The sequence below is a fragment of the Pseudomonas sp. BN414 genome (assembly GCF_029871275.1).
In the GTDB taxonomy this organism is placed as follows: domain Bacteria; phylum Pseudomonadota; class Gammaproteobacteria; order Pseudomonadales; family Pseudomonadaceae; genus Metapseudomonas; species Metapseudomonas resinovorans_C.
In genome coordinates, this window is the sequence record NZ_SSOL01000065.1 from 73,147 (window position 1) to 94,478 (window position 21,332).

Genomic DNA, 21,332 nt, shown 5'->3' on the forward strand with positions numbered 1-21,332 from the left:
ACGAATACTGTATTTATATACAGTAAATCGCAGAGATTTCCCACGGTCAATTCAGATAAGACAGAAGGCCTGCGAAAGCACGAATGTCCCGCAGGCCAGACGCCTCTCCGTCATTTCACGTAGTGATTACCCCAGCGCTCGGCCTGGCGCACCGACTGCTGACGCAGGGTGGTAGCGCCTTTCGCCTGTTCGGCGGCCGCAGCGATCTCGTCGTCGATGATCTTCGTCGACAGCGACAGCCAGCTGGTGGCGAACGCCATGGCGTCGCCATTGATCTCCAGGGCGTTCAGGTCGATGTTGGCGGTGGTGTCGCAGCCCTGGTGGTAGCACGGGTCGAAGGGTTGGCCGGCAGCGCCGCCATACCTTTGTGCCTGCTCCTCGCTCTTGATGTCTTCGGCGCCCGTGAACAGGCCACCGAAGGGAATGCCCACCTCGAAGAACTGCGCATAGTCGGAACGGAAGTCGATCTGGGTACCTTCGAACGGCTCGCTGCGAAGCGTGAAGTAGGCTTCGAACAGGCGCTCGATGGCAGCCGAACCGGCCGGGCCCTGCAGGCCAAAGGAAGAGCCGTCACCGTCATAGATGAAGTTGCCGAAGTTCGGCGAACCGATCATGTCGAAGTTCAGGTACGCCTTGATCTTCTTCCGTTCCTCATCGCTCAGGCTGTTGACGTAGAAGGTCGAGCCCACCAGCCCCGATTCTTCAGCGCCCCACCAGGCGAAGCGCACCTTGTTCTGCGGGTGCGCCTTGCGTAGGAGTACGGCCATTTCCAGCAAGGCCGCGCTGCCCGAGCCGTTGTCGTTGATGCCCGGCCCTTCGAATACCGAGTCCAGGTGAGCGCCGGCCATCACCACGTTCTTCGGATCGCCACGCCGGGTCTCCGCCACGAGGTTGAAGGTCTGCGTCTTCTCGCGAATCACATCCGCCACCATGTGCAGCTGCAGTCCAGGGGTCTGGGACCAGGCCACGCCGTTGTCATAGGTGGCGAACAGCACCGGAATGCCACCCTCGTACGTGTCGCCCAGGGTGACGTTCTCCAGGCCCTTGCGGTCCTCGGTGTTGCCCTGGTTGAAGATGATCACGCCCGCTGCACCCGCGGCGGCGGCGTTCTCCGCCTTCACTTCGAAGCTGCAGCTGCCACGCTGGACCAGGGCGATGGCGCCACTGGGGAAGCCGGCGAAATCTTCCACCTCGCAGCCGCTGGTGGAGGTGTTGCCGGCCCCGAGGGACAGGTCAACCGGCACGACCTGGGCGCTAATGTCACCGGGGTCCGTCTGCGACAGGTAGTTGAAGTCCTCCTCCCAGACGTAGTCGATCGGCTGCGGCGCCAGGGCTTGCAGGGTGCCCGGTCCCTTGGGGAAGAAGGCAGTGAAGGGGAAGGGTTGAACCTGAACCTGGTAGCCGGCGCGCTCCAGGGTCTTTTTCACGTAGTCGACCGACGCCTGGTAGCCCGGCAGGCCGGCGGCGCGGTTGCCATCGTTCAAGGTGGCGAGGTCCTGCAGCTCCTGCAGGCGGTGCATCACATTGCCCGCCTCCAGGCACCGCGGCAGGCCCAGGGGCGTGCCGACCAGCAACGGCGATTTGCAAATGGCGGGGTTGGGTTTACCGGGACTCCAGAACTCGCCAAAGGCGTCGCCATCAGACGCCGGCGCAGCAAGAGTGGAGGTGGAAGCAGCAAGAACGAGGGAACCAACAACACGTCTGACGTTGTACTTGTGGGTCATGACTTCAATCCTTGTGAAGTGGTTGTAGGTGGCCTGCCATGGCGTTGCGCCACTGTCCTGTACGGCTTCCTCTGGGGCAGACCTAGGAGAACAGACTGGTGCAAGGTCATTCGGTTCTTACTGTTTCGTGCCGAAAACGTGCACTTTGTCGCCTTTTTAACGAAAGATCGCCGGAGATAGGCCATCACTTGGCCACTAGATCGCCATCCACCTCACATCACCCGCGCCATAGAGAGCTCCCCACAACCTCTATGCTGTAACCAGTTCGAGCACAGGACCCCGCCATGTGTGGACGCTATGTCAGCCCTTCCGAGCGCGCCATCGAAGACTATTGGCACATCGGCGCCCGGGACTCAGGGCGCTGGATCCAGAGCTTCAACGTGGCCCCTACCACCCGCGTGCCGGTACTGCGGTTCGACAGGCAGGGCGAACTGGAGCTGATAGATGCCCGCTGGGGGTTGATACCGTCCTGGTGGAAAGAGGAAAAGCCACCGCTTCATGCCTTCTTCGCCCGCAGTGAAGAAGCCGCCGGCAAGCCACTGTGGCGCCAGGCCCTGCGCAGCCAGCGCTGCCTGATGCCCGCCCAGGGCTGGTATGAATGGAACCCGCAAGAGCAGGTACGCAATGCGAGCGGTCGCCTGGTCCATCAGCCCTACTACCTCTACAGCCCGAATGACCCGGTGCTGGCGATCGCCGCCATCTGGGCCTCCTGGATAGGGCCGGATGGTCAGGAAGTCACCTCCTGCGCCCTCCTCACCCGAGACGCCGCGCCCTCCATCAGCGCCATCCACCACCGCATGCCCGTGATACTCCCCCCGGAACAATTCAGGTCGTGGCTCGCGCCCGGCACAGCGCAAGAACAGGTGCAGCACGCCATCGGCCAGGCGCGGGGAGACTTCACCGGGCACGCGGTTTCCACACGCGTGAACAGTGCCCAGAACGATGATGATGAGGGATTGATCGAGGCGATTACCGAGCCGGAGTCCTGAGGGGGCGTTATTCGCCAACCACCAGGCGCAATCGCGCGGGCTCCGCTGTTCGGCTGTCGATGTATGAATAGAGTGTCGCGTATGCGCTGATCGCAATACGTTCGCACAGAATGAGCCGCTCGAATTCCACCATCTGGTCATCCGACCAAGGGACTACGGCTTCTTCCAGGAAGGCCACCATGGCGATGTGCGCGGCAGATACGTTGAGCGAGAGCTGACGTAGCTCCGTCCAGTAAACCGGTTCGATCACGAATCGCTCCTGGTGCATCACATAATCAGATGCACTTGATTAGCAATAGCGCAGCTGGCACCGATGTGCCAGGAAGCCGGCGAAATTCTGACGGAGCGTCACGTCCTTCAAAATCACACGCTTTCCCTCCGTCGCCCAAGGAAAAACGGGAATACACTTATCCGGGACAGGCAGTGGCCACCTGGGCGAAGGATGCCCTCTCCTGTCGTGGCCTCCGCTCCAGGCGCCCTGCCTATACGGCCAGCCAGCAACGCGCCGACTGGCCAATTGCACCAGCCTGGAGCAACAGCCATGAACCACACATCCCCTGGTTTCTGTTCAGCATCCATTCGTAGCGGCAGCATCCTGATACTTTCCACCCTGCTGATTGCAACAGGCTGTAGCACTCACAACCCCGACATCAGATCCAGCCGAGACGGAACCTCCGGCGTCACCAGCAAGGCGAGCCCCGACTACCTGAACTGTGTGAAAGGCGAAATCCGAACGGACGCCCAAACCTTCACGTCGGAAGAAAACGGCAAGACTCTGCTGTTTGTAGGCAACACCGACCCCGCCAAAGCCTCCGGCCTGGTCGAACTCTCCAGTGGCCAGGGCCAGAACCAGTACTCCGTCTTCCAGCGCAATGCCTGGCAGGACAAAGGCCGGCTGATCAACGCCGCGCGCATGTGCTCCAGTGCGTGACGGCGTTTTTTCAAGAGCAAAAGCAGAAGCCCCGCAGGCCAGAGGTCTGCGGGTTTTTTATTTATGGGGCTACAACTGCCAGAGCGGGTCGTTCGCCATCAATGCCGCCGCCCAGTCGGCGAATGCCCGCACCCGGGCCGACAGATGCCGTGAGTAGGGATACACGAGACTGATCGGCATGCTGCCCAGTGCCCAGCCAGGCAGCACCTCGACCAACCTTCCTGCCTGAAGGTGGGCACTGGCTTCCGCAAGCGGCACTGAAACGATGCCAAGCCCTGCCAATCCCGCCGTCCGGTACGCACCTCCATGGTTGAAACGCATCGCCGGCAACTGCTCGACCGTGAAGCTTTCGTCGCCCCGCCGAAGGACAGGGGTCATTTGCTTGCCCGAGCCTGGGAAGGTGAAACCGAGATACCGGTGCTGCAGCAAATCGACCGGGTCGAGTATCGGCGCCGAGTCGCTCAGGTAATCCGGTGACGCACAAAGGCAGAACCGCATCTGCCCTACGGGGCGGCACACCAGCCCCTGATCGGTGACCGGCCCGCCCCGGAACGCGCAGTCGATGCCTTCCTGCACGAGGTCGATCACGCGCTCGCTGCAACCGATGTCCAGCTGGATCTGTGGATGCAGCGTGGCGAAGTCCGGCAGCGACGGGATGATGAGAGACGTACCGACCGGCGAAGGCATCTCCACCCTCACCCTCCCCCGCGCCACGCTCCGGCTCTGCGCAACCGAGGCTTCCAAGTCGTCGAGGTCATCCAGAACCACACGCGCGCGCTCATAGTAGGCGGCGCCATCGGTGGTCGGCGCCACCCTTCTGGTGGTTCTGTGCAGGAGCTTCACGCCCAGAAGCGATTCGAGTCCCTGGATCTGCCCGGAAATCGTCGTCTTCGCCACGCTCAGCGACTCCGCTGCGCCCGTGAAGCTTCCCACTTCGACGATGCGGCAGAACGCGCGCATCGCCTCCAATCGATCAAACGCCATAACTGTCCGACTTTCCGCACAATGAAAACGATATTGACCAGTTTATCCAGGCAATATCCGCCAATAAAGTCACTCCAACACCGAAGTCCTTCGGTCACCTGGAGAATGAAAAATGAGCTCGAAACGCCTCAACTATTACCAAGCCGCTCCTCAAGCCATGAAAGCCATGATGGGCCTGGAGAAAGCTGCTTCCGAATCCATCCTCCCGCGCTCCTTGCGCGAGCTTGTGCGTATCCGGGCCTCGCAAATCAACGGCTGCGCCTACTGCGTCGACATGCACACCACTGACGCAAGCAAGGAGGGAGAAACCCTTCGGCGCCTGATGGCAGTGAGCACCTGGAAGGAAACGCCGTTCTTCGACGAGCGCGAGCGTGCCGCCCTGCTGTGGACCGAGACGTTGACCCTGGTTGCAACCGCCCATGCACCGGATGAGATCTACGAAGAAGTGGCCGCCGTGTTCAGTGACCAGGAGTTGGCGGAACTGACTTTCGTCATCGCCGCAATCAATGCCTGGAACCGTTTTGGTGTGGGTTTCGCAATGCAGCCGGAGTCTTGAAGCGGGGCTTTGGTTGGCTGAGCTAGCGCCCCAATCAACAGCTCGCAAGCGTTCGAGACAGGCAAAAAAGAAAAAGCCCCGCAGGCATTCGACTGCGGGGCTTTTCTGGATATGGCGGAAGATAGGGATTTGAATCATCCCGAGGGCTGGCAGTACGTCGCAGCCCAGCTCAATTCGGGGTTTCCAGCCATCTGCCCGTGTCGATTTTCGACAGTTTGTGGCTGTGATTTCGACAGTTCTTCGACACCTGCCGTCAAAACCAAGTGCTAAGATGGTTTGGCAAATTTTGCCAAAAGGTGGGTTCCCATGAGCACCATGAACATCTCCCTGCCCGACGCCCTCAAGAGCTTTGTCGATGACCAGGTCAGCCAGCGCGGCTACGGCACCAGTAGCGAGTATGTCCGCGAACTGATCCGCAAGGACCAGGACCGTCAGCGCCTGCGCAATCTGCTCCTGGAAGGCGCCGCCTCCTCCCCTGCCGCCCCGGCCGATGACAACTACTTCGAAGCACTGCGCAACCGGGTACGGAACGCCAAGGCATGAAGGCCAAGCCCATCATCCCCCGGGCACTGACCAATCAGGATATCAACGACACCATCAGCTACTACCTGAGCGAGGCAACCGAGCAAGCCGCTCTCGGCTTCATCGACGCCCTGGAGCGAGCCTATAAGCACATCAGCCGGCATCCTGAATCAGGGTCATCGCGATATGCCCATGAGCTCGATCTGCCGGGACTGCGCTCCTGGACGTTGAAGCGCTATCCCTACCAGGTCTTCTATATCGAGCGTGATGATCACATTGATGTGTGGCGCGTATTGCATGGGATGAGGGATATCCCGGTTTGGATGCAAGAGTGACAAAAAATAACCCGTCTACAAATAAATCCGTCCCCCTTCTCTAAATAGTCCCCTTCTCTAGTCCTTTTCTATGCATGCGCAGGCAGACCGGGAGAGGCCTGCAGCAGGTCGACGGTGCCTGCGCAGCCGAGGATGACGCCCAGGCGCTCCAGCTGGCGCACCCGCTCCAGACCGGGCGAGGGATAAGGTCGGCTCGTCGAGCGGAATGACCTGCAGCACCCGGGCCCCGCCCTAAGTGTCATCCTGGCGCGGGATCTATACTGCCTTGACCCCTCCGGGGGCCTCCGTATACGGATCCCAGCTTGCAGCCTGCATAGGTAGCCGTCGCCTCCGCTGCATCCAGTCCGCTTCCCCGGAGGCAGCAATGGCCGCTATGCAAGGAGGAAAAGACGTGATGCCCACCAACCACCAACGGTTCGAGAATGCGATGGCCGACATGGATGCGGTCGAGATCAAGGTCACGATACGTCCCGATCAGGAACTGCTCGCGGAGCGGGCGATGGCACTCAACGAAGACACTGCGGAAGTCCGAGAGCTTTACTTTTACGATACCCCCCAGCTCGATCTGTTCGAGGCCGGGGTTGCGTTGCGCACCCGCCTCGTCAAGGGGGACGCCGATGATTCCACCGTCAAGTTCCGGGAGGTGGAGGCCACGAACATCGCCGAGTACTGGAAGCAACAGCCGGGCTTCAAACTGGAGGCCGATTGTGTCGGCGACCGGGTGGTCTGCTCGGCATCGCTTACGGTTCGGCAGAAACGTGACGAAATAGATGCTGTCGCGAAGGGCAAGCGGCCAATCGAGAAGCTCTTCTCCAAGGAGCAGGAACGGCTCCTCGGCGAACTCTATAAAGGCACAGTTGACTTCGGTGCTCTGCGCGTTCTCGGTCCGATTCGCGTGTTGCGTTGGAAGCTCAAGGAAAAGGGCTTTGCCTACGAATTGACACTTGAGGAATGGCGGCTCCCGAATGGCGAAGATCTTGTCGAGGTTTCGATCAAGACGCCGCCGGGAGAGGCACTCCAGGCCAGGATGGCCTTCGAGCAGCACTTGCGCGAACTCGGCCTCGATCCGATGGGGGCGCAGGAGACCAAGACGCGCACTGCCCTGAACTACTTTGCCAAGGCGCAGGGCTAAGCGAAATGGCAGCACGCACCTCGTGACGAGCCGCGCATCCGCCGCGCCCGTAGCGACAGGACCAGGACTTGAGAGCAGGATTCTACGATGACCACGATCATTCCACGCTGGGAGTGGCGAACTTTCGGTCGCCGGTTCGGCATTGCGGAGACCCGGTTCGCCGGACTGCAACCGACGGCTGTCCAGGACAGCGACGAGCTTTATCTGCTCGCCGGAAGCGCCGACAACGTCAAGATCCGGGACGCCTTGATGGACATCAAGGTGCTGCGCGAGGTCGCCCCGAATGGTCTGGAGCGCTGGGAGCCGGTGATGAAGCAGGGCTTCCCGCTGGCGGCGGCCGACATGCGAAACGTGATCGCCGCACTCAATCTTCCAGCGTCCCCGCTCGAGCGAGATGCCTATACGCTCGACCAGTTCCTCGCCGAACTGGTCGTGCCAAGCGGCGCGCTGCGCCCGCTGACCGTCCACAAGCACCGGGTGCGCTATAAGGTCGGCGGCTGTACTGCGGAAGTCACCGAGATCACGGCGGAGGGCAAGGCCACGCGGTCAATTGCAATCGAGTCGGAGGATGCCGCCGCGGTCATCGCGGCGGTCGCATCGGTCGGTCTAGCCGATTACTGCAACATGAGCTACACCCGCGGCTTGCGGGCCTTGCTGGATGCGGCGCCAGAGCGCTATGCGGTGATCGACGCAGGCACGAACTCGATCAAGTTCCACATCGCCGAGCGTGCTGCCGACGGCAGCATGCGCACGGTGGTCGATCGGGCCGAAATGACGCGCCTCGGTGAGGGGCTCGAGGAACGTGGCGAGATCGGGCACGACGCAATCGAGCGAACCGTGAGAGCGATTGAGCAGATGGTTGAGGAGGCGAAGCAGAACGGCGTCCTGGCAATCGCGGCCGTGGGCACAGCCGGTTTGCGCATGGCGCGCAACGGGGCCGCCGTGATCGCGACGATCCGCGCGCGCACCGGGGTAGCGATCGAAGTCATCTCCGGTGAGGAGGAAGGTCGCCTGGCCTATCTTGCCGTAAAGGCTGGGCTGGACCTTCCCGAGGGCTCGCTGGTCGTGTTCGACACCGGCGGTGGCAGTTCGCAGTTCACTTTCGGCCGTGGGGCGCGCGTCGACGAGCGCTTCAGCGTCGACGTGGGAGCGGTTCGTTACACCGAACGCTTCGGGCTCGACAACGTCGTCTCCCCCGAGGTGCTCGGTGACGCACTTGCCGCCATCGCCGCGGATCTGGCGCGAATCGAGGGGCGGCCGGCGCCCGACCTGCTCGTGGCGATGGGTGGCGCGATCACCAACCTCGCCGCAGTGAAGCACGCTCTGAAGACCTACGACCCTGATATCGTGCAGGGCACTGTCCTCGATCGCGCCGAGATCGATCGCCAGATCGAACTGTACCGCTCCCGCAGTGCGGCGGAGCGTCGTACGATCGTCGGCCTTCAGCCGAAACGCGCGGATGTCATCTTGGCTGGTGCCTGCATCGTCAGGACCGTGATGGACAAGCTCCGCCAGAACGCACTGCGGGTCAGCGATCGCGGCCTGCGACATGGCCTGCTCGTCGAGCGTTTCGGCAATTGACCTCCCGCCTCGGCGCGGATGGCTGGCGGCTCCTCGAGTCTCGGGCGTGCGGGCAAAAACGGGACAGATTTATTTTCTCTACTCTAGAACCGGCTGAGCGATCTGGATTAGAGCAATTAAATAAATCTGTTCCCTTTTCTAATTTTTCAACCTTGCTCAGTTCAGGCTTTCCAGCGATTCGTCCGTGTCGATTTCGACAGTTCATGCCTGTGATTTCGGCACTTTCTTCGACACTCTCGTCGCTCTCGTAGGGCTAGCCAACATCGAAAACAGAGCTTCGATACCCGCCTGAAGCACACTGCTAAATATCAGAATAGAAACCATAGTTTCGTTTTACGGAGAAAAAGAGTGTTGTTCTCCAGAAGTGAAACCATGGTTTCGATTCGGCTTGACTGCGCCTTGCTGCTTCCTACAATCGAAACCATAGCTTCGAAACGGACATTCCAAATGGATCAGCACTCGTACGTCCCCGTTTGCACACCGGAAGATCTCGGAAAGGTCGTTCGCGAGGCACGGAAAAAGCAGCACATTCGCCAGGAGGACATGGCAATGCTGCTTGGTAAAAGCCACGTGCATTTGCGTGATATCGAAAAGGGCAAGCCAACAGTCTCCCTCGGGAGCGTTCTGCAACTGCTCGATGAGTTGGGCATTCGGGTTTATCTGGACGTACCGAAGCCATGAGGGGGTTGGAAGTCACCATAAACAACGAGCATGTCGGCAGCCTGATCGACCAGAACGGTGTATGGGCGCTCGAGTATTCATCTGACTGGCTGAATAACCCCCGATCATTCGACCTCTCACCCACACTTCCCCGCTCTGCAGGGCGGGTCGTGGATGGCTCTACGGAACGTCCTGTTCAGTGGTTCTTCGACAACCTGCTGCCAGAAGAGCAAGCCCGTCAGTTGCTGGCCAGCGACGCGAAAATCGAGTTTGCAGATGCCTTCGGTCTCCTCGGTTACTACGGTGCTGAATCGGCAGGAGCCATCACGCTTCTACCAGGACTCGAACCGATACCCGATGGCGGACTCCAGCCACTCCCTGACGACGTACTCAGCCAGCGAATCAGGAACCTCCCCCGGGTATCGCTGACCACCGGAGCACCCAAGCGAATGTCGCTTGCAGGCGCCCAACACAAGTTGCCTGTCGTGGTCCTGGACGGCGTGTTGTACGAGCCAATCGGCAGCCGGCCATCAACTCACATCCTCAAGCCGAACCACCCGGAAACAGATCAGTACGACAACAGCGTGGCCAATGAATGGTTTGTTATGTCTGTCGCCCAAATGGCCAGGCTAAACACTGCTCCCGTCGCTATTCACCGCGTCCCAGAGCCGGTTTATCTGATTGAGCGTTTTGACAGGCAAGTAATCGATGGCCAACTGAAACGCCTGCATGTCCTGGACGGCTGCCAGTTACTGGGACTGGATCGCCAGTTCAAATACCAACAGGCCTCGATGAAGACGCTTCAGCACATCGTCAGTCTCTGTCGTCGGAAAGCCGAGGCACGAATCCAGCTATTCAATTGGCTGGTTTTCAACATCCTGGTCGGCAACAACGACGCCCACCTGAAGAACCTCTCTTTTTACGTCACATCGGACGGCGTTGACCTTGCGCCTCACTACGACCTGCTCTGCACAGCGATATATACCGCAAGCAAGGAATCGGCCCCCTGGCTGGATGCTGAGCTGGTCTGGAAGGTGGAAGGCATGCGAACACACGCCGAAGTGACCAGGGAGCATGTGCTCCTCATGGGCAGCCACCTCGGACTACCGAACAGGATTGCCGCCAAGCTGATGGATGAGCTTGTGAAGGCAACCCTGGAGGCTGCGGATCATCTCCTGCAGAGCCTGCCAGAGCACTTCCTTCCCGGAGAGAGATACCTGCTGCGTCGAATTGTGCATGGCGTTATGCGAGACATGGCTGCAAAGCTGCGTACGCCCTGACTCACGAGGAACGCCAAGGCATGAAGACCTAGCCCGTTATCCCCCGAGCTCTGGCCCACCTGAGTGAAGCGACTGAGCAAGCCGTACTGGGGTTTTCGACTCTCTGGAGCGAGCCCAAAAGCAAAAACCCCCGAAACTCTAAGAATTTCAGGGGTTTAGGCTATTGAATATGGCGGGAAGATAGGGATTTGAACCCTAGGTGCCATTGCTGACACAACGGATTTCGAATCCGTCCCGTTCGGCCACTCCGGCATCTTCCCGAACGGCGCGCATGATACCAGCTGATTGGCCATTGGCGAAGCCCATGGCGCGTTTTTTTCGCGTGGTTTCAGATGGTTGCGATGCCAGTGGGATCGCTACGCGATCTTTGGCGAATGAATTCGCCCCTACAAGGTGAGGGGCGAGTTCGGGCAAAGCAGGTCAGGAAGTCAGCTTGGTCAGGGCTTCGCGGTACTTGTCGGCGGTTTTCTGGGCGACGTCCGCAGGTACGGCCGGGGCCGGCGGTTCCTTGTTCCAGCCGGTAGATTCCAGCCAGTCGCGCACGAACTGTTTGTCAAAGCTCGGCGGGTTCTTGCCTTCGACGTAGCTTTCCACCGGCCAGAAACGGCTGGAGTCGGGGGTCAGCACCTCGTCCATCAGGGTCAGGGTGCCGTCTTCGTCGATGCCGAACTCGAACTTGGTGTCGGCGATGATGATGCCGCGGGTGGCGGCGTACTCGACGGCGGTGCTGTACAGGGCGATGGCGGTGTCGCGGACCTTGGCGGCCAGTTCCTTGCCGATGATGGCTTCGCACTGTTCGAAGGAGATGTTCTCGTCGTGGTCGCCGACAGCGGCCTTGGTCGAGGGGGTGAAGATGGGTTGCGGCAGCTTGGAGGCTTCCTTCAGGCCGGCCGGCAGCTGGATGCCGCAGACGGTGCCGGTCTTCTGGTATTCCTTCCAGCCCGAGCCGACGATGTAGCCACGCACGATGGCTTCCACAGCGACGGGTTTGAGGCGCTTGGCGACTACGGCACGGCCTTCCACCAGGGGCAGTTCAGCGGCGGGAACGACATCTTCCACCTTGTCGCCGGTGAAGTGGTTGGGGACGACGTCGGACAACTTGTCGAACCAGAAGTTGGAGATGGCGGTCAGGATCTTGCCCTTCTCCGGAATCGGCTGGTCTAGGATCACGTCGAACGCGGAAAGGCGGTCAGTAGCGACCATCAGCATGCGCTTGTCGTCGATTTCGTAGAGGTCGCGAACCTTCCCCGAGTAGATCTTCTTCAGGCTGAGGGTGGTGGGTGTGCTCATGTCGTTTTCCGCCTTTATCAAACGAAACAGGCGAAACCCGGGGGTTTCGCCTTGTTGTTTCCACGATCCGCCGCCGGGCGGCGTACCTCTTGCTCTTAGCCGAGGTTTTCCTGGATCAGGGTCAACACGCGGCGCGCCACATCGGCGGGGGCCACGGTGTTGATGTCCTTCTCCACGGTCACCTGAACGGTATCGCCAACGCGGGTCAGGCGGACCTGGTAGCGTTCGGCACGGGCTTCGATTTCTTCTGCACTGGAGTCGCTGCCCCAGAGGCTGCTGAAGAAGCCGGGTTTCTCGTCTTTCTTCTCGGCGCCTTCGGCGAGGTTGATGTAGTACACACCCAGACTGCGGTTGATGTCGTCGACGCGGACATCACCGGTTTCCAGGGCGCGACCGACGCTGGACCAGGAACGGTCGAAGTCGGCGCCGAGGCTGAGCATGGGGTTGCCGTTGCCGTCTTCGGAAAGGGTCACACGGCTCGGCGCGTCGAAGTCGCGGGCGGCGAGCAACGACACGGACCCGCCCTGCTCGGAGCTGCGGGCCATGCTGGCAAGCATTTCGTCCAGCAGAGCGGCTTCCAGGCTCGCGTTGTCGGAACGGCTCGGCCAGCCAGTATCGGCGGTGCTGCCAGCCGGACGGCTGACAGTGGTCACGAAGATTTCGCTGGTGTTGCGCTGCACGCCTGGCTCGATACGTACGCGAGCACGGACTTCGCTGTCCGGCTCGACGCCGCTCACGCGGCTACCCAGGCGACGGGCCAGGGAACCGGAAAGCTGGTCGAGACGCTGCCAGTCGGTGCTGAACTCGCCGGTCTGCGGACGCTCGTCGGCAATGCGGAAACCACCGTTCTCGAAGAACTGGCGGGCCACAGGCCAGACCTCAGCCGGGACACGCTGGGCAACCACCCAACGGGAGTCGCCGCTCTTCTGCAGGCTGTAGTCGCTGACTTCACCCTTGCCCTGCAGGGCCTGCGGACGGGGTACTTCGTACTCACCTTCAGCGCGGGTGTCGGCAACGTTCATCGGTACCGGCAGCAGCGGGTCGAGCGGCTTGGCATCAACGTCCGGCGGAAGCTGCATGGGAGCCGTCTGGCGAGATTCCAGGTAATCGCTGCCGCGATCACGGAAATAGCCATCTTTGCCCCAGAGCCAGCCGCAACCGCTGGTGCTGGAAATGATCAGGGCGAGAGCGGAGAGTCCGGCCAGTCGCTTCATGCGGAATGTTTCCTTGGATTAGGCAAGTACGCCGGACTGGCGCATGGCTTGGCGCAGAGGCTCGTGGCAACGCGGGCTGAGCCAGGTCAACGGCAGGCGAATGCCGTCGGGCATCAGGCCCATTTCGTGCAGGGCGAACTTCACCGGAATCGGGTTGGATTCGATGAACAGTGCCTTGTGCAGCGGCATCAGCTTGTCGTTGATGGCGCGAGCGACTTCGGCATCGCCACGCATGGCGGCAGCGCAGAGGTCGGCCATGGCGCGCGGGGCAACGTTGGCGGTAACCGAGATATTGCCCTTGCCGCCCATCAGCATCAGTTCGACGGCAGTGGCGTCGTCACCGGAGTAGACGAGGAAATCCTTGCTGACGCGATTCAGTACTTCCTGGCCGCGCTGCAGGTCGCCAGTGGCTTCCTTGATACCGATGATGTTGCTGATCTTCGACAGGCGCTCAACGGTTTCCGGGAGCATGTCGCAGACGGTGCGGCCCGGTACGTTGTAGAGGATCTGCGGGATGGCGACGGCTTCGGCGATGTGGCGGAAGTGCTGGTACAGGCCTTCCTGGGTCGGCTTGTTGTAGTACGGGGTCACCAGCAGGCAGGCATCGGCGCCGACCTGCTTGGCAGCGGCGGTCAGCTCGACCGACTCACGGGTGGAATTGCCACCGGTGCCGGCGATGACCGGGATGCGGCCATTGACCTGATCGACGACGCGGCGGATCACTTCGACGTGCTCGTTGACGTCAAGCGTGGCGGACTCGCCCGTGGTGCCGACGGCAACTATGGCGTTGGTGCCCTCTTGAAGATGGAAGTCGACGAGTTTGGAGAGGCTGTCCCAGTCCAATTGACCCTGCGCATCCATGGGCGTAACCAGTGCCACCATACTGCCCGCAATCATGCAACCGCTCCTGCCGGAAAAAGAGAGCCGTAATGGTACTGTCGGCTCTGGCCTTGCACAAGGTGAACGCAAGCGCCGTCAGGCGGTTACAGCATTTCCCTCGGCGACGCTTTTCGCTAACCTTCCCCGTTTGAACAGTGTGGCTCCGGCCGCCCTCCCCTCGCTCTAGGAATGCTGCATGTCCACCACCCCGCCCCGCGAACAATTCCTTTTGATCAGTGCCCTCGGCCGCAACCCGATGGAGCTGACCAACGTGCTGTGCCGCGCCAGCCAGGAAAACCGTTGCGCCGTGGTCAGCAGCCGCTTGACCCGCCACGGCGAATTCAGCGCCCTGGTGCTGCAGGTTTCCGGCAGCTGGGACGGTCTCGCGCGCCTGGAGGCGGGAATGGCCGCACTGTCCAAGCGCCACGGCTTCACCGCCAACGTAACCCGCAGCAGCGCCATGGAAACACGCCCGCAGGCGCTACCCTACGTGGCCTATATCAGCGCCGCCTATCGCCCGGACATCCTCAACGAGCTGTGCCAGTTCTTCATCGATCACCGCGTCGAGCTGGAGAACCTCACCTGTGATACCTATCAGGCGCCTCAGACCGGCGGCACCATGCTCAACGCCACGATCACCGTCACCCTGCCCGCCGGCACCCAGATCAGCTGGCTGCGCGACCAGTTCCTGGACTTCGCCGACGCCCTGAACCTCGACGCCCTGATCGAACCCTGGCGCCCGCAACACCCCTGAGGAGCAAGCAGACATGGCCGTTTCCCTGAATCAATCCGTCGCCGATTTCACCGCCCAGGCCACGAGTGGCCTGGAGGTCAGCCTGTCCTCGCTCAAGGGCAAGCAGGTAGTGCTCTATTTCTATCCGAAGGACAGCACCCCCGGCTGCACCACCGAAGGCCAGGGTTTTCGTGACCAGCATGCCGCCTTCCTGGCTGCGAACACCGCCATCTTCGGTGTCTCCCGCGACGGCATGAAGTCCCACGAGAACTTCAAGTGCAAACAGGAGTTCCCCTTCGAGCTCATCTCCGACAAGGATGAATCGCTCTGCCAGCTCTTCGACGTGATCAAGCTGAAGAAGCTCTACGGCAAGGAATACATGGGCGTTGACCGCAGCACCTTCCTTATCGACAAGAACGGGGTACTGCGCCAGGAATGGCGCGGCGTAAAGGTACCCGGCCACGTCGACGCCGTGCTCGCCGCCGCCCAGGCATTGAACAAGGGCTAATCCCGCCCCAATGAAAAAAGGCCGCAATCGCGGCCTTTTTTCATTTATCCCGATCTAGAAATGCGCTGTCCGGACTCATCCTCACTGCACCACGGCATTTCCAGGGCCAGCCCGAGGCCAGGCATCCAGCACGGCCTTGAACAGGGTTGCCAGAGGAATGGCGAAGAACACACCCCAGAAGCCCCAGAGCCCACCGAACAGGAGCACGGCGCAGATGATCGCCACCGGATGCAGGTTCACCGCTTCGGAGAACAGCAGCGGCACGAGCACGTTGCCGTCCAGGGTCTGGATCACGGTGTAGACCACCATCAGGTAGATGAACTGGTCGCTCCAGCCCCACTGGAACAGCGCGATCACGGCGACCGGCACGGTCACCACCACGGCACCGATGTAAGGCACGACCACCGAGAGCCCTACCAGCAGGGCCAGCAGCGCCGCATAGTTCAGGCCGAGCCAGACGAACGCCACGTAGGTCACCGCACCACAGATGACGATTTCGATCACCTTGCCGCGGATGTAGTTGGCGATCTGGATGTTCACTTCGTCCCAGACCTGGGTCATCAAGCCGCGTTCGCTGGGCAGATAACCGCTGATCCAACGCCCAATCAGCACCCGATCCTTGAGGAAGAAGAACACCAGGATCGGCACCAGGACCAGGTAGATCATGATGTTGACCAGTAACGGCAGGCTGGACAGGGAGAAGGTCAGCGCCCACTGGCCGAACTTGGCAACTTCGCTGCGGGTGACCTCGATGGCCTTGAGTACCTGCTCATCGGTCACCAGATGGGGATAGCGCTCGGGCAGGAGCAGCAGCAACGACTGCCATTCGCCAAGCATCCCGGGCAGTTCCTGGAACAGCTTGCTCAGCTGTTGCCAGAGCAACGGCACCAGGACACCGATAATCAGGGCCAGTGCACCGATGAACAGGGCGAAGACGATCCAGACCGCCAGGGACTGTGGCAGTCGCAGGCGCTCCAGCAGGTTGACCAGGCCCTGCATGAGAAAAGCCAGGACCATTCCCGCCAGGACGGGCGCCAGCATGTTGCCGAGGGTAAGGACGACGGTGAAGCCGAGAACGAGGACCACAGCCAGCACAACGGCTTCTTCGTCAGAGAAGTAGCGCTGGACCCAGTCGCGAAGCACCTTGAGCATCAGAATTCCTTGAATGGCCCGCCGGAGCGGGCCAGGGTCAGGCCTTGCGCAACCAGTAGCGGAAGACGCCGTCTTCGACCTCTTCGCGCAGCAACTGGTGCCCGGCCAACTGCGCGAACGCACGGAAATCACGCTGGGACCCGGCGTCGGTAGCGATCACCTTGAGCACTGCGCCACTGGCAAGGCGATTGAGCTCGAGCTTGGCCTTGAGCAGGGGCAAGGGGCAGTTCAGGCCGCTGGCATCCAGCTCGACGTCGAAATCGTCGGTTCGACTGGAGGTGTCAGTCATGGTGAGTCTCCGGGAAGGCGCCTGGCGGGTCGTTCGGGAAGGTCGCGGGGCGGAAATACTTGAGCGGGCGGTTAGGATACCGAAGGCAGAGCGCCGCTGGCCAGCCAGCCGCGCTGGAGGCTACAGTTAGGCCTTTGCCGCCAACGAGCCCAGTGCATGAATCTTCTGCGCCCCACTCTGCTGACGCTTGCCTGTTTTCTCGCTCCACCGCTCATCGCCGATGATCTGCCATCGCTGGGGGATTCCAGCTCTTCCATCGTATCCCCGGAACAGGAACATCAACTGGGTCGCGCCTGGCTGAGCCTGCTCCGCGGCCAGGTGCCGCAACTCAATGACCCGCAATTGAAGGACTACGTGGAGTCCAGCGTCTATCGACTGGCCGAAACCAGCCAATTGCAGGATCGCCGCCTGGAGTTCGTCCTGCTCAACAGCCCGCAATTGAACGCCTTCGCGGCTCCGGGCGGGATCATCGGCGTCAACGGCGGCCTCTTCATCTATGCGCCTACCGAAGCCGAGTACGCCTCGGTACTGGCCCACGAATTGGCGCACTTGTCGCAACGCCACTTCGCGCGTGGCGTAGAAGCCCAGCAGCGCATGCAGATTCCGGTGATGGCAGCGATGCTTGCAGGTATCGTCGCAGCCGCAGCCGGCGCCGGCGATGCGGGCATGGCGGCAATCATGGGCACCCAGGCCGCGGCCATCCAGGAACAGCGCCGCTTCTCCCGGCAGAACGAACAGGAGGCCGACCGCATCGGCCTGCTCAATCTGGAAAAGGCCGGCTACGACCCTCGCGCGATGCCGCGCATGTTCGAGCGCCTGATGCGCCAGTACCGCTATGACGCCAAGCCGCCGGAATTCCTCCTGACTCACCCGGTGACCGAAAACCGTATCGCCGATACCCGCAACCGCGCTGAACAGCTGCCGCCAGGTGGCGTTGAGAACAGCCTGCGCTACCAGCTGATGCGCGCCCGTGTGCAGCTCATGTTCGAGGAGACCCCAGGCATCGCCGCCAAGCGCTTCCGCGCCCAGCTCGAGGAAGATCCGAAGCTGGACGCCGCCCGCTATGGACTGGCGATTGCTCAGATCAAGGGCGGCCAGCTCAACCAGGCGCGTGACAACCTGGCACCGCTCCTGGCCAAGGCGCCCAACGAGATCGTCTACAACCTGGCGCAGGTGGACCTTGACATCACCGCCAATCGCCTGCCCGATGCCCAGCAACGCGTCGACCGCCTGCTCGCCCAGTACCCCAACAACTACCCACTGAAACAGATGCGCAGTGACCTGCTGATCAAGCAGAACAAGGCGAAGGACGCGGAGAAAGTACTCGACGGACTGCTGAAGAGCCGCCCGAACGATCCGGACGTGTGGTACCAGGTGGCGGAGGTACGCGGACTGGCCGGCAACACTATCGGCTTGCACCAGGCCCGTGCCGAGTACTTCGCTCTGGTGGGCGACTACGACCAGGCCATCGAGCAGCTGGACTTCGCCAAACGTCGTGCCGGCGGCAACTTCCCCCTCGCTGCGCGCATCGATGCCCGCCAACAGGAAATGGCCGATCAGCAGAGGATGCTCAAACAGATGATGCGTTGATCGAGGCTGCTCCCTCGATTGGCCCAGACACAAAAAAGCCCGGACAAGTCCGGGCTTTTTCATGGGACGGAATCAGGCGTTACCGGCCTGCTTCATGCGCGCGGCCTGGGTGAAGTCCAGCATGCGCTTCAGCGGCTTGATCGCCTTCGGAATCAGCGCCGGATCGACGAAGATTTCGTTCGTGCCTTCGCGCAGGCACTGCAGGGTGCGTTCCAGGGTGTTCATGGCCATCCACGGGCAGTGGGCGCAACTGCGGCAGGCGGCACCATTGCCGGCGGTCGGGGCCTCGACGAACTGCTTGTCGGGGCACAACTGCTGCATCTTGTAGAAGATGCCGCGATCAGTGGCAACGATGAACATCTTGTTCGGCAGCGTCTGCGCCGCCTTGATCAGTTGGCTGGTGGATCCGACCGCGTCGGCCAGCTCGATCACCGCCTCGGGAGATTCCGGGTGCACCAGCACCGCCGCATCGGGATACAGGGCCTTCATATCCTGCAGCTGCTTGGCCTTGAACTCTTCGTGGACGATGCAGGCACCGTCCCAGAGCAGCATGTCGGCCCCGGTTTCACGCTGGATATATCGGCCCAGGTGCTGATCCGGCGCCCAGATGATCGTTTCGCCGTTGTCCATCAGGCTCTCGACGATTTCCAGTGCGCAACTGGAGGTCACGACCCAGTCGGCACGGGCCTTCACGGCTGCGGAGGTGTTCGCATAGACAACCACGGTGCGCTCCGGATGCTGATCGCAGAACGCCGAGAACTCATCGACGGGGCAACCCAGGTCCAGGGAGCAGGTCGCTTCCAGGGTGGGCATCAGAACGCGTTTTTCCGGATTAAGGATCTTCGCGGTCTCGCCCATGAAGCGCACACCGGCAACGACCACGGTCTTTGCCGGGTGCTGGTTGCCGAAGCGGGCCATCTCCAGGGAATCGGAGACGCAGCCACCGGTTTCCTCTGCCAGCGCCTGGATGACCGAGTCGCAGTAATAGTGCGCGACCAGAACCGCGTCACGGGCCTTCAGCTCAGCAGCGATGGCGGCACGGTAGTGCGCCTCCTCCTCGGCCGTCAGCGGTTTGGGCTGCTTGGCGGCAAGATGGGCCTGGACCAGAAAGCGTTCGGAAAGCTGTGTCATGGGAGCGGGACCTGCGAGCGCAACGGCGCGAAGACGATTATACATCCGCCTCTGTAGCCAGGGGCTTCAGGGGGGGGGCGGATGATAACGCAGATTTGGCGGCGCTGGGACAGGGCTGGCAAGCGCCATCCATCAGGTACGCCCGGGGCATTCCACGAGCGACTCAAGGCCCGGGAACGAAAAAGCCCGCCTTGAAAGGCGGGCTTTTGGAAGTTGGTGGGTCGTGTAGGATTCGAACCTACGACCAATTGGTTAAAAGCCAACTGCTCTACCGACTGAGCTAACGACCCAACGCGAGGCGCATGATACTGATTTTATTCAGGAATTCAACACCCCTCGTAAAAAAAATTACTGATAGCGGGTCGGATCCTTTACTCCGGCAGCACTGAAGCCTGCCGCACGCAGCCGGCAGCTGTCGCACTTGCCGCAAGCGCGGCCGTCATCGTCAGCCTGATAGCAAGACACGGTAAGCCCATAGTCGACGCCATGACTCAGGCCTGCCTGGACGATCTCGGCCTTGCTCAGGTTCTGCAACGGCGCCTGGATACGGAAACCATCCCCTTCCACGCCCGCCTTGGTGGCCAGGTTGGCCATACGCTGGAACGCCTCGACGAACTCGGGGCGGCAATCCGGGTAGCCAGAATAGTCCACCGCGTTGACGCCGATGAAGATATCCCGCGCCCCGAGCACCTCGGCCCAACCCAGGGCCAGGGACAGGAATACGGTGTTCCGCGCCGGCACATAGGTCACTGGAATGCCTTCGGTCGGGCTTTCAGGCACATCTATGGAGGTGTCGGTCAGGGCCGAGCCGCCAATGCCGTCCAGGTTGAGGCCGATCACCTTGTGCTCCACCACACCCAGTTGGCGGGCCACACGCTCGGCGGCGTTCAGCTCGGCGCGATGCCGCTGGCCGTAGTCGAAACTCATGGTGTAGCAGGCATAGCCTTCGGCACGGGCCAGCGCGACTACGGTGGCCGAATCCAGACCGCCGGACAGCAGGATGACCGCTTTCTTCTCGCTCATGGGATACCTCTCGAAATCGGCCTGCCCCGCGCGCAAGTCACGGGGAGGCATGGTGCGCAATCGAGCCGGATCAGTGACCCGGTTCGTCGTTCCAGAGAATTTTGTGCAACTGCAGTTGCAGGCGCACGGGCAGGTTGTCGGCGACGATCCAGTCCGCCAGGTCGCGCGCACTGACCTCCTTGTAGCTAGGAGAGAACAGCACCTCGCCGGCCCGCTGCTCCAGGCGATACTCGATCAGCTTGGACACCGCCCAGTCATAGTCCTCGCGGGAGCAGATGACGAACTTCACCTGGTCATTGGCCGTGAGGTGGGCAATGTTTTCGTAGCGGTTGCGGCCGACTTCCGCCGAGCCTGGAGTCTTGAGATCGACGACTTTGCTCACTCGCAGGTCCACAGCGGACACATCGAGCGCACCACTGGTCTCGATCGACACCTCGTAGCCGGCATCGCACAGGCGTTGCAGCAGCGGGATGCAGTTCGGCTGGGCCAGCGGCTCACCGCCGGTGACGCAGATATAGCGCGGCTTGTAGGCGGCGACGCGCTCGAGGATGGTGTCGAGCGTCATGAGCTCACCGCCACTGAAGGCATAGGCGGTGTCACAGTACTGACAACGCAGGGGGCAGCCGGTCAGGCGCACGAAAACCGTCGGCAGGCCGGCGGTACGTGTTTCCCCCTGCAACGAGTAGAAAATCTCGGTAATTCGCAGGGTTTGATGCATATCAGCCACGGGCGTGACGGCGAAACAGGCCATCCGCCTCCGTTGCGGGAATGAAGGTTGGGGGCGGGGATTCTAACGAAAAAACCCGCGACTGGCGCGGGTTTTCGTGAT

Annotated in this window: 23 protein-coding genes and 2 tRNA genes; 12 read left to right on the forward strand and 13 right to left on the reverse strand. The window is 61.4% G+C overall.

Features of this window, described 5'->3' with window-relative positions; all coding sequences use genetic code 11:
- Window positions 1-110: 110 nt before the first annotated feature.
- Window positions 111-1,724 carry a M28 family metallopeptidase gene (locus tag E8E95_RS13340; protein WP_280350869.1) on the reverse strand — a complete coding sequence of 538 codons (1,614 nt, stop codon included), beginning with the start codon at window positions 1,722-1,724 and terminating at the stop codon, window positions 111-113.
- A 284-nt stretch (window positions 1,725-2,008) separates the two neighbouring features.
- Here E8E95_RS13340 and E8E95_RS13345 point away from each other — a divergent pair, with 284 nt between their 5' ends.
- Window positions 2,009-2,713 carry an SOS response-associated peptidase gene (locus E8E95_RS13345; protein ID WP_280350871.1) on the forward strand — a complete coding sequence of 235 codons (705 nt, stop codon included), beginning with the start codon at window positions 2,009-2,011 and terminating at the stop codon, window positions 2,711-2,713.
- Window positions 2,714-2,720: 7 nt separating this feature from the next.
- Here E8E95_RS13345 and E8E95_RS13350 read toward each other — a convergent pair whose 3' ends face one another.
- Complete coding sequence (locus E8E95_RS13350) at window positions 2,721-2,963, reverse strand: hypothetical protein (protein ID WP_280350873.1); 243 nt, start codon at window positions 2,961-2,963, stop codon at window positions 2,721-2,723.
- A gap of 291 nt (window positions 2,964-3,254) precedes the next feature.
- Between E8E95_RS13350 and E8E95_RS13355 the strand changes: the two genes are divergently transcribed.
- Window positions 3,255-3,644 (forward strand): hypothetical protein, encoded by a 390-nt coding sequence (locus E8E95_RS13355; protein ID WP_179060190.1) that lies wholly within the window; start codon window positions 3,255-3,257, stop codon window positions 3,642-3,644.
- Between the two features lie 69 nt (window positions 3,645-3,713).
- Here the strand turns inward: E8E95_RS13355 and E8E95_RS13360 are convergent, their stop codons facing one another.
- Window positions 3,714-4,628, reverse strand: a complete 915-nt coding sequence (locus E8E95_RS13360; RefSeq protein ID WP_280350876.1) for a LysR family transcriptional regulator — start codon at window positions 4,626-4,628, stop codon at window positions 3,714-3,716.
- 112 nt (window positions 4,629-4,740) lie between these two features.
- On the opposite strand from E8E95_RS13360, the gene E8E95_RS13365 reads away from it, so the two are divergent.
- From E8E95_RS13365 to E8E95_RS13395, 7 genes are all read left to right on the forward strand, one after another.
- Window positions 4,741-5,184, forward strand: a complete 444-nt coding sequence (locus tag E8E95_RS13365) for a carboxymuconolactone decarboxylase family protein (RefSeq protein WP_280350878.1) — start codon at window positions 4,741-4,743, stop codon at window positions 5,182-5,184.
- Between the two features lie 306 nt (window positions 5,185-5,490).
- Window positions 5,491-5,727, forward strand: coding sequence for a type II toxin-antitoxin system ParD family antitoxin (locus E8E95_RS13370; protein ID WP_137821134.1), 237 nt, complete (start codon window positions 5,491-5,493; stop codon window positions 5,725-5,727).
- Window positions 5,724-6,041: a type II toxin-antitoxin system RelE/ParE family toxin gene (locus E8E95_RS13375; protein ID WP_280350880.1), complete on the forward strand. Its 318-nt coding sequence runs from the start codon at window positions 5,724-5,726 to the stop codon at window positions 6,039-6,041. Before E8E95_RS13370 ends, E8E95_RS13375 begins: the two co-directional genes overlap by 4 nt.
- A 394-nt stretch (window positions 6,042-6,435) precedes the next feature.
- A complete protein-coding gene (locus tag E8E95_RS13380) occupies window positions 6,436-7,173 on the forward strand; it encodes a CYTH domain-containing protein (protein WP_280350882.1) in 738 nt (245 codons plus the stop codon).
- A gap of 87 nt (window positions 7,174-7,260) precedes the next feature.
- The gene (locus tag E8E95_RS13385; RefSeq protein ID WP_280350884.1) at window positions 7,261-8,754 is read left to right on the forward strand and encodes a Ppx/GppA family phosphatase; all 1,494 of its coding nucleotides are present in this window, start codon (window positions 7,261-7,263) and stop codon (window positions 8,752-8,754) included.
- A gap of 447 nt (window positions 8,755-9,201) precedes the next feature.
- Window positions 9,202-9,435 carry a helix-turn-helix domain-containing protein gene (locus tag E8E95_RS13390; protein ID WP_280350886.1) on the forward strand — a complete coding sequence of 78 codons (234 nt, stop codon included), beginning with the start codon at window positions 9,202-9,204 and terminating at the stop codon, window positions 9,433-9,435.
- A 5-nt stretch (window positions 9,436-9,440) separates the two neighbouring features.
- The gene (locus tag E8E95_RS13395; RefSeq protein ID WP_280350888.1) at window positions 9,441-10,694 is read left to right on the forward strand and encodes a HipA domain-containing protein; all 1,254 of its coding nucleotides are present in this window, start codon (window positions 9,441-9,443) and stop codon (window positions 10,692-10,694) included.
- A gap of 170 nt (window positions 10,695-10,864) precedes the next feature.
- Here the strand turns inward: E8E95_RS13395 and E8E95_RS13400 are convergent.
- The 4 genes from E8E95_RS13400 to dapA all read right to left on the reverse strand — a co-directional run bounded on the left by E8E95_RS13400 (window position 10,865) and on the right by dapA (window position 14,095).
- Window positions 10,865-10,954: transfer RNA gene (locus E8E95_RS13400), tRNA-Ser, on the reverse strand.
- Window positions 10,955-11,114: 160 nt separating this feature from the next.
- A complete protein-coding gene (locus E8E95_RS13405; protein WP_077524002.1) occupies window positions 11,115-11,984 on the reverse strand; it encodes a phosphoribosylaminoimidazolesuccinocarboxamide synthase in 870 nt (289 codons plus the stop codon).
- Between the two features lie 95 nt (window positions 11,985-12,079).
- The gene (gene bamC, locus E8E95_RS13410) at window positions 12,080-13,198 is read right to left on the reverse strand and encodes an outer membrane protein assembly factor BamC (protein ID WP_280350890.1); all 1,119 of its coding nucleotides are present in this window, start codon (window positions 13,196-13,198) and stop codon (window positions 12,080-12,082) included.
- An 18-nt stretch (window positions 13,199-13,216) separates the two neighbouring features.
- Window positions 13,217-14,095: a 4-hydroxy-tetrahydrodipicolinate synthase gene (gene dapA / locus E8E95_RS13415; RefSeq protein WP_280350891.1), complete on the reverse strand. Its 879-nt coding sequence runs from the start codon at window positions 14,093-14,095 to the stop codon at window positions 13,217-13,219.
- Between the two features lie 178 nt (window positions 14,096-14,273).
- On the opposite strand from dapA, the gene E8E95_RS13420 reads away from it, so the two are divergent.
- Window positions 14,274-14,831 carry a glycine cleavage system protein R gene (locus E8E95_RS13420; protein WP_077524005.1) on the forward strand — a complete coding sequence of 186 codons (558 nt, stop codon included), beginning with the start codon at window positions 14,274-14,276 and terminating at the stop codon, window positions 14,829-14,831.
- 13 nt (window positions 14,832-14,844) lie between these two features.
- Window positions 14,845-15,318 carry a peroxiredoxin gene (locus E8E95_RS13425; RefSeq protein ID WP_280350894.1) on the forward strand — a complete coding sequence of 158 codons (474 nt, stop codon included), beginning with the start codon at window positions 14,845-14,847 and terminating at the stop codon, window positions 15,316-15,318.
- 81 nt (window positions 15,319-15,399) lie between these two features.
- Here E8E95_RS13425 and E8E95_RS13430 read toward each other — a convergent pair whose 3' ends face one another.
- On the reverse strand, window positions 15,400-16,470 hold the full coding sequence (locus tag E8E95_RS13430; protein ID WP_280350896.1) for an AI-2E family transporter: 1,071 nt from the start codon (window positions 16,468-16,470) through the stop codon (window positions 15,400-15,402).
- Window positions 16,471-16,507: 37 nt separating this feature from the next.
- Complete coding sequence (locus E8E95_RS13435; protein ID WP_280350898.1) at window positions 16,508-16,759, reverse strand: sulfurtransferase TusA family protein; 252 nt, start codon at window positions 16,757-16,759, stop codon at window positions 16,508-16,510.
- Between the two features lie 156 nt (window positions 16,760-16,915).
- Here E8E95_RS13435 and E8E95_RS13440 point away from each other — a divergent pair, with 156 nt between their 5' ends.
- A complete protein-coding gene (locus E8E95_RS13440) occupies window positions 16,916-18,349 on the forward strand; it encodes a M48 family metalloprotease (protein ID WP_280350899.1) in 1,434 nt (477 codons plus the stop codon).
- Window positions 18,350-18,421: 72 nt separating this feature from the next.
- On the opposite strand, the gene nadA is transcribed toward E8E95_RS13440, so the two are convergent.
- The 4 genes from nadA to queE form a co-directional block, all read right to left on the reverse strand.
- Window positions 18,422-19,480: a quinolinate synthase NadA gene (gene nadA / locus E8E95_RS13445; protein ID WP_280350901.1), complete on the reverse strand. Its 1,059-nt coding sequence runs from the start codon at window positions 19,478-19,480 to the stop codon at window positions 18,422-18,424.
- A 214-nt stretch (window positions 19,481-19,694) separates the two neighbouring features.
- Window positions 19,695-19,770: transfer RNA gene (locus E8E95_RS13450), tRNA-Lys, on the reverse strand.
- A gap of 58 nt (window positions 19,771-19,828) precedes the next feature.
- Window positions 19,829-20,503, reverse strand: a complete 675-nt coding sequence (queC, locus tag E8E95_RS13455) for a 7-cyano-7-deazaguanine synthase QueC (protein ID WP_280350903.1) — start codon at window positions 20,501-20,503, stop codon at window positions 19,829-19,831.
- Window positions 20,504-20,573: 70 nt separating this feature from the next.
- A complete protein-coding gene (gene queE / locus E8E95_RS13460; protein ID WP_280350905.1) occupies window positions 20,574-21,221 on the reverse strand; it encodes a 7-carboxy-7-deazaguanine synthase QueE in 648 nt (215 codons plus the stop codon).
- Between the last annotated feature and the right edge of the window lie 111 nt (window positions 21,222-21,332).

Coding starts and splice junctions, on each gene's coding strand:
- E8E95_RS13340 (WP_280350869.1), bottom strand. CDS start 1,724: ATGACCCACAAGTACAACGTCAGACGTGTTGTTGGTTCCCTCGTTCTT.
- E8E95_RS13345 (WP_280350871.1), top strand. CDS start 2,009: ATGTGTGGACGCTATGTCAGCCCTTCCGAGCGCGCCATCGAAGACTAT.
- E8E95_RS13355 (WP_179060190.1), top strand. CDS start 3,255: ATGAACCACACATCCCCTGGTTTCTGTTCAGCATCCATTCGTAGCGGC.
- E8E95_RS13360 (WP_280350876.1), bottom strand. CDS start 4,628: ATGGCGTTTGATCGATTGGAGGCGATGCGCGCGTTCTGCCGCATCGTC.
- E8E95_RS13365 (WP_280350878.1), top strand. CDS start 4,741: ATGAGCTCGAAACGCCTCAACTATTACCAAGCCGCTCCTCAAGCCATG.
- E8E95_RS13370 (WP_137821134.1), top strand. CDS start 5,491: ATGAGCACCATGAACATCTCCCTGCCCGACGCCCTCAAGAGCTTTGTC.
- E8E95_RS13375 (WP_280350880.1), top strand. CDS start 5,724: ATGAAGGCCAAGCCCATCATCCCCCGGGCACTGACCAATCAGGATATC.
- E8E95_RS13380 (WP_280350882.1), top strand. CDS start 6,436: ATGCCCACCAACCACCAACGGTTCGAGAATGCGATGGCCGACATGGAT.
- E8E95_RS13385 (WP_280350884.1), top strand. CDS start 7,261: ATGACCACGATCATTCCACGCTGGGAGTGGCGAACTTTCGGTCGCCGG.
- E8E95_RS13390 (WP_280350886.1), top strand. CDS start 9,202: ATGGATCAGCACTCGTACGTCCCCGTTTGCACACCGGAAGATCTCGGA.
- E8E95_RS13405 (WP_077524002.1), bottom strand. CDS start 11,984: ATGAGCACACCCACCACCCTCAGCCTGAAGAAGATCTACTCGGGGAAG.
- bamC (WP_280350890.1), bottom strand. CDS start 13,198: ATGAAGCGACTGGCCGGACTCTCCGCTCTCGCCCTGATCATTTCCAGC.
- dapA (WP_280350891.1), bottom strand. CDS start 14,095: ATGATTGCGGGCAGTATGGTGGCACTGGTTACGCCCATGGATGCGCAG.
- E8E95_RS13420 (WP_077524005.1), top strand. CDS start 14,274: ATGTCCACCACCCCGCCCCGCGAACAATTCCTTTTGATCAGTGCCCTC.
- E8E95_RS13425 (WP_280350894.1), top strand. CDS start 14,845: ATGGCCGTTTCCCTGAATCAATCCGTCGCCGATTTCACCGCCCAGGCC.
- E8E95_RS13430 (WP_280350896.1), bottom strand. CDS start 16,470: ATGCTCAAGGTGCTTCGCGACTGGGTCCAGCGCTACTTCTCTGACGAA.
- E8E95_RS13435 (WP_280350898.1), bottom strand. CDS start 16,759: ATGACTGACACCTCCAGTCGAACCGACGATTTCGACGTCGAGCTGGAT.
- E8E95_RS13440 (WP_280350899.1), top strand. CDS start 16,916: ATGAATCTTCTGCGCCCCACTCTGCTGACGCTTGCCTGTTTTCTCGCT.
- nadA (WP_280350901.1), bottom strand. CDS start 19,480: ATGACACAGCTTTCCGAACGCTTTCTGGTCCAGGCCCATCTTGCCGCC.
- queC (WP_280350903.1), bottom strand. CDS start 20,503: ATGAGCGAGAAGAAAGCGGTCATCCTGCTGTCCGGCGGTCTGGATTCG.
- queE (WP_280350905.1), bottom strand. CDS start 21,221: ATGCATCAAACCCTGCGAATTACCGAGATTTTCTACTCGTTGCAGGGG.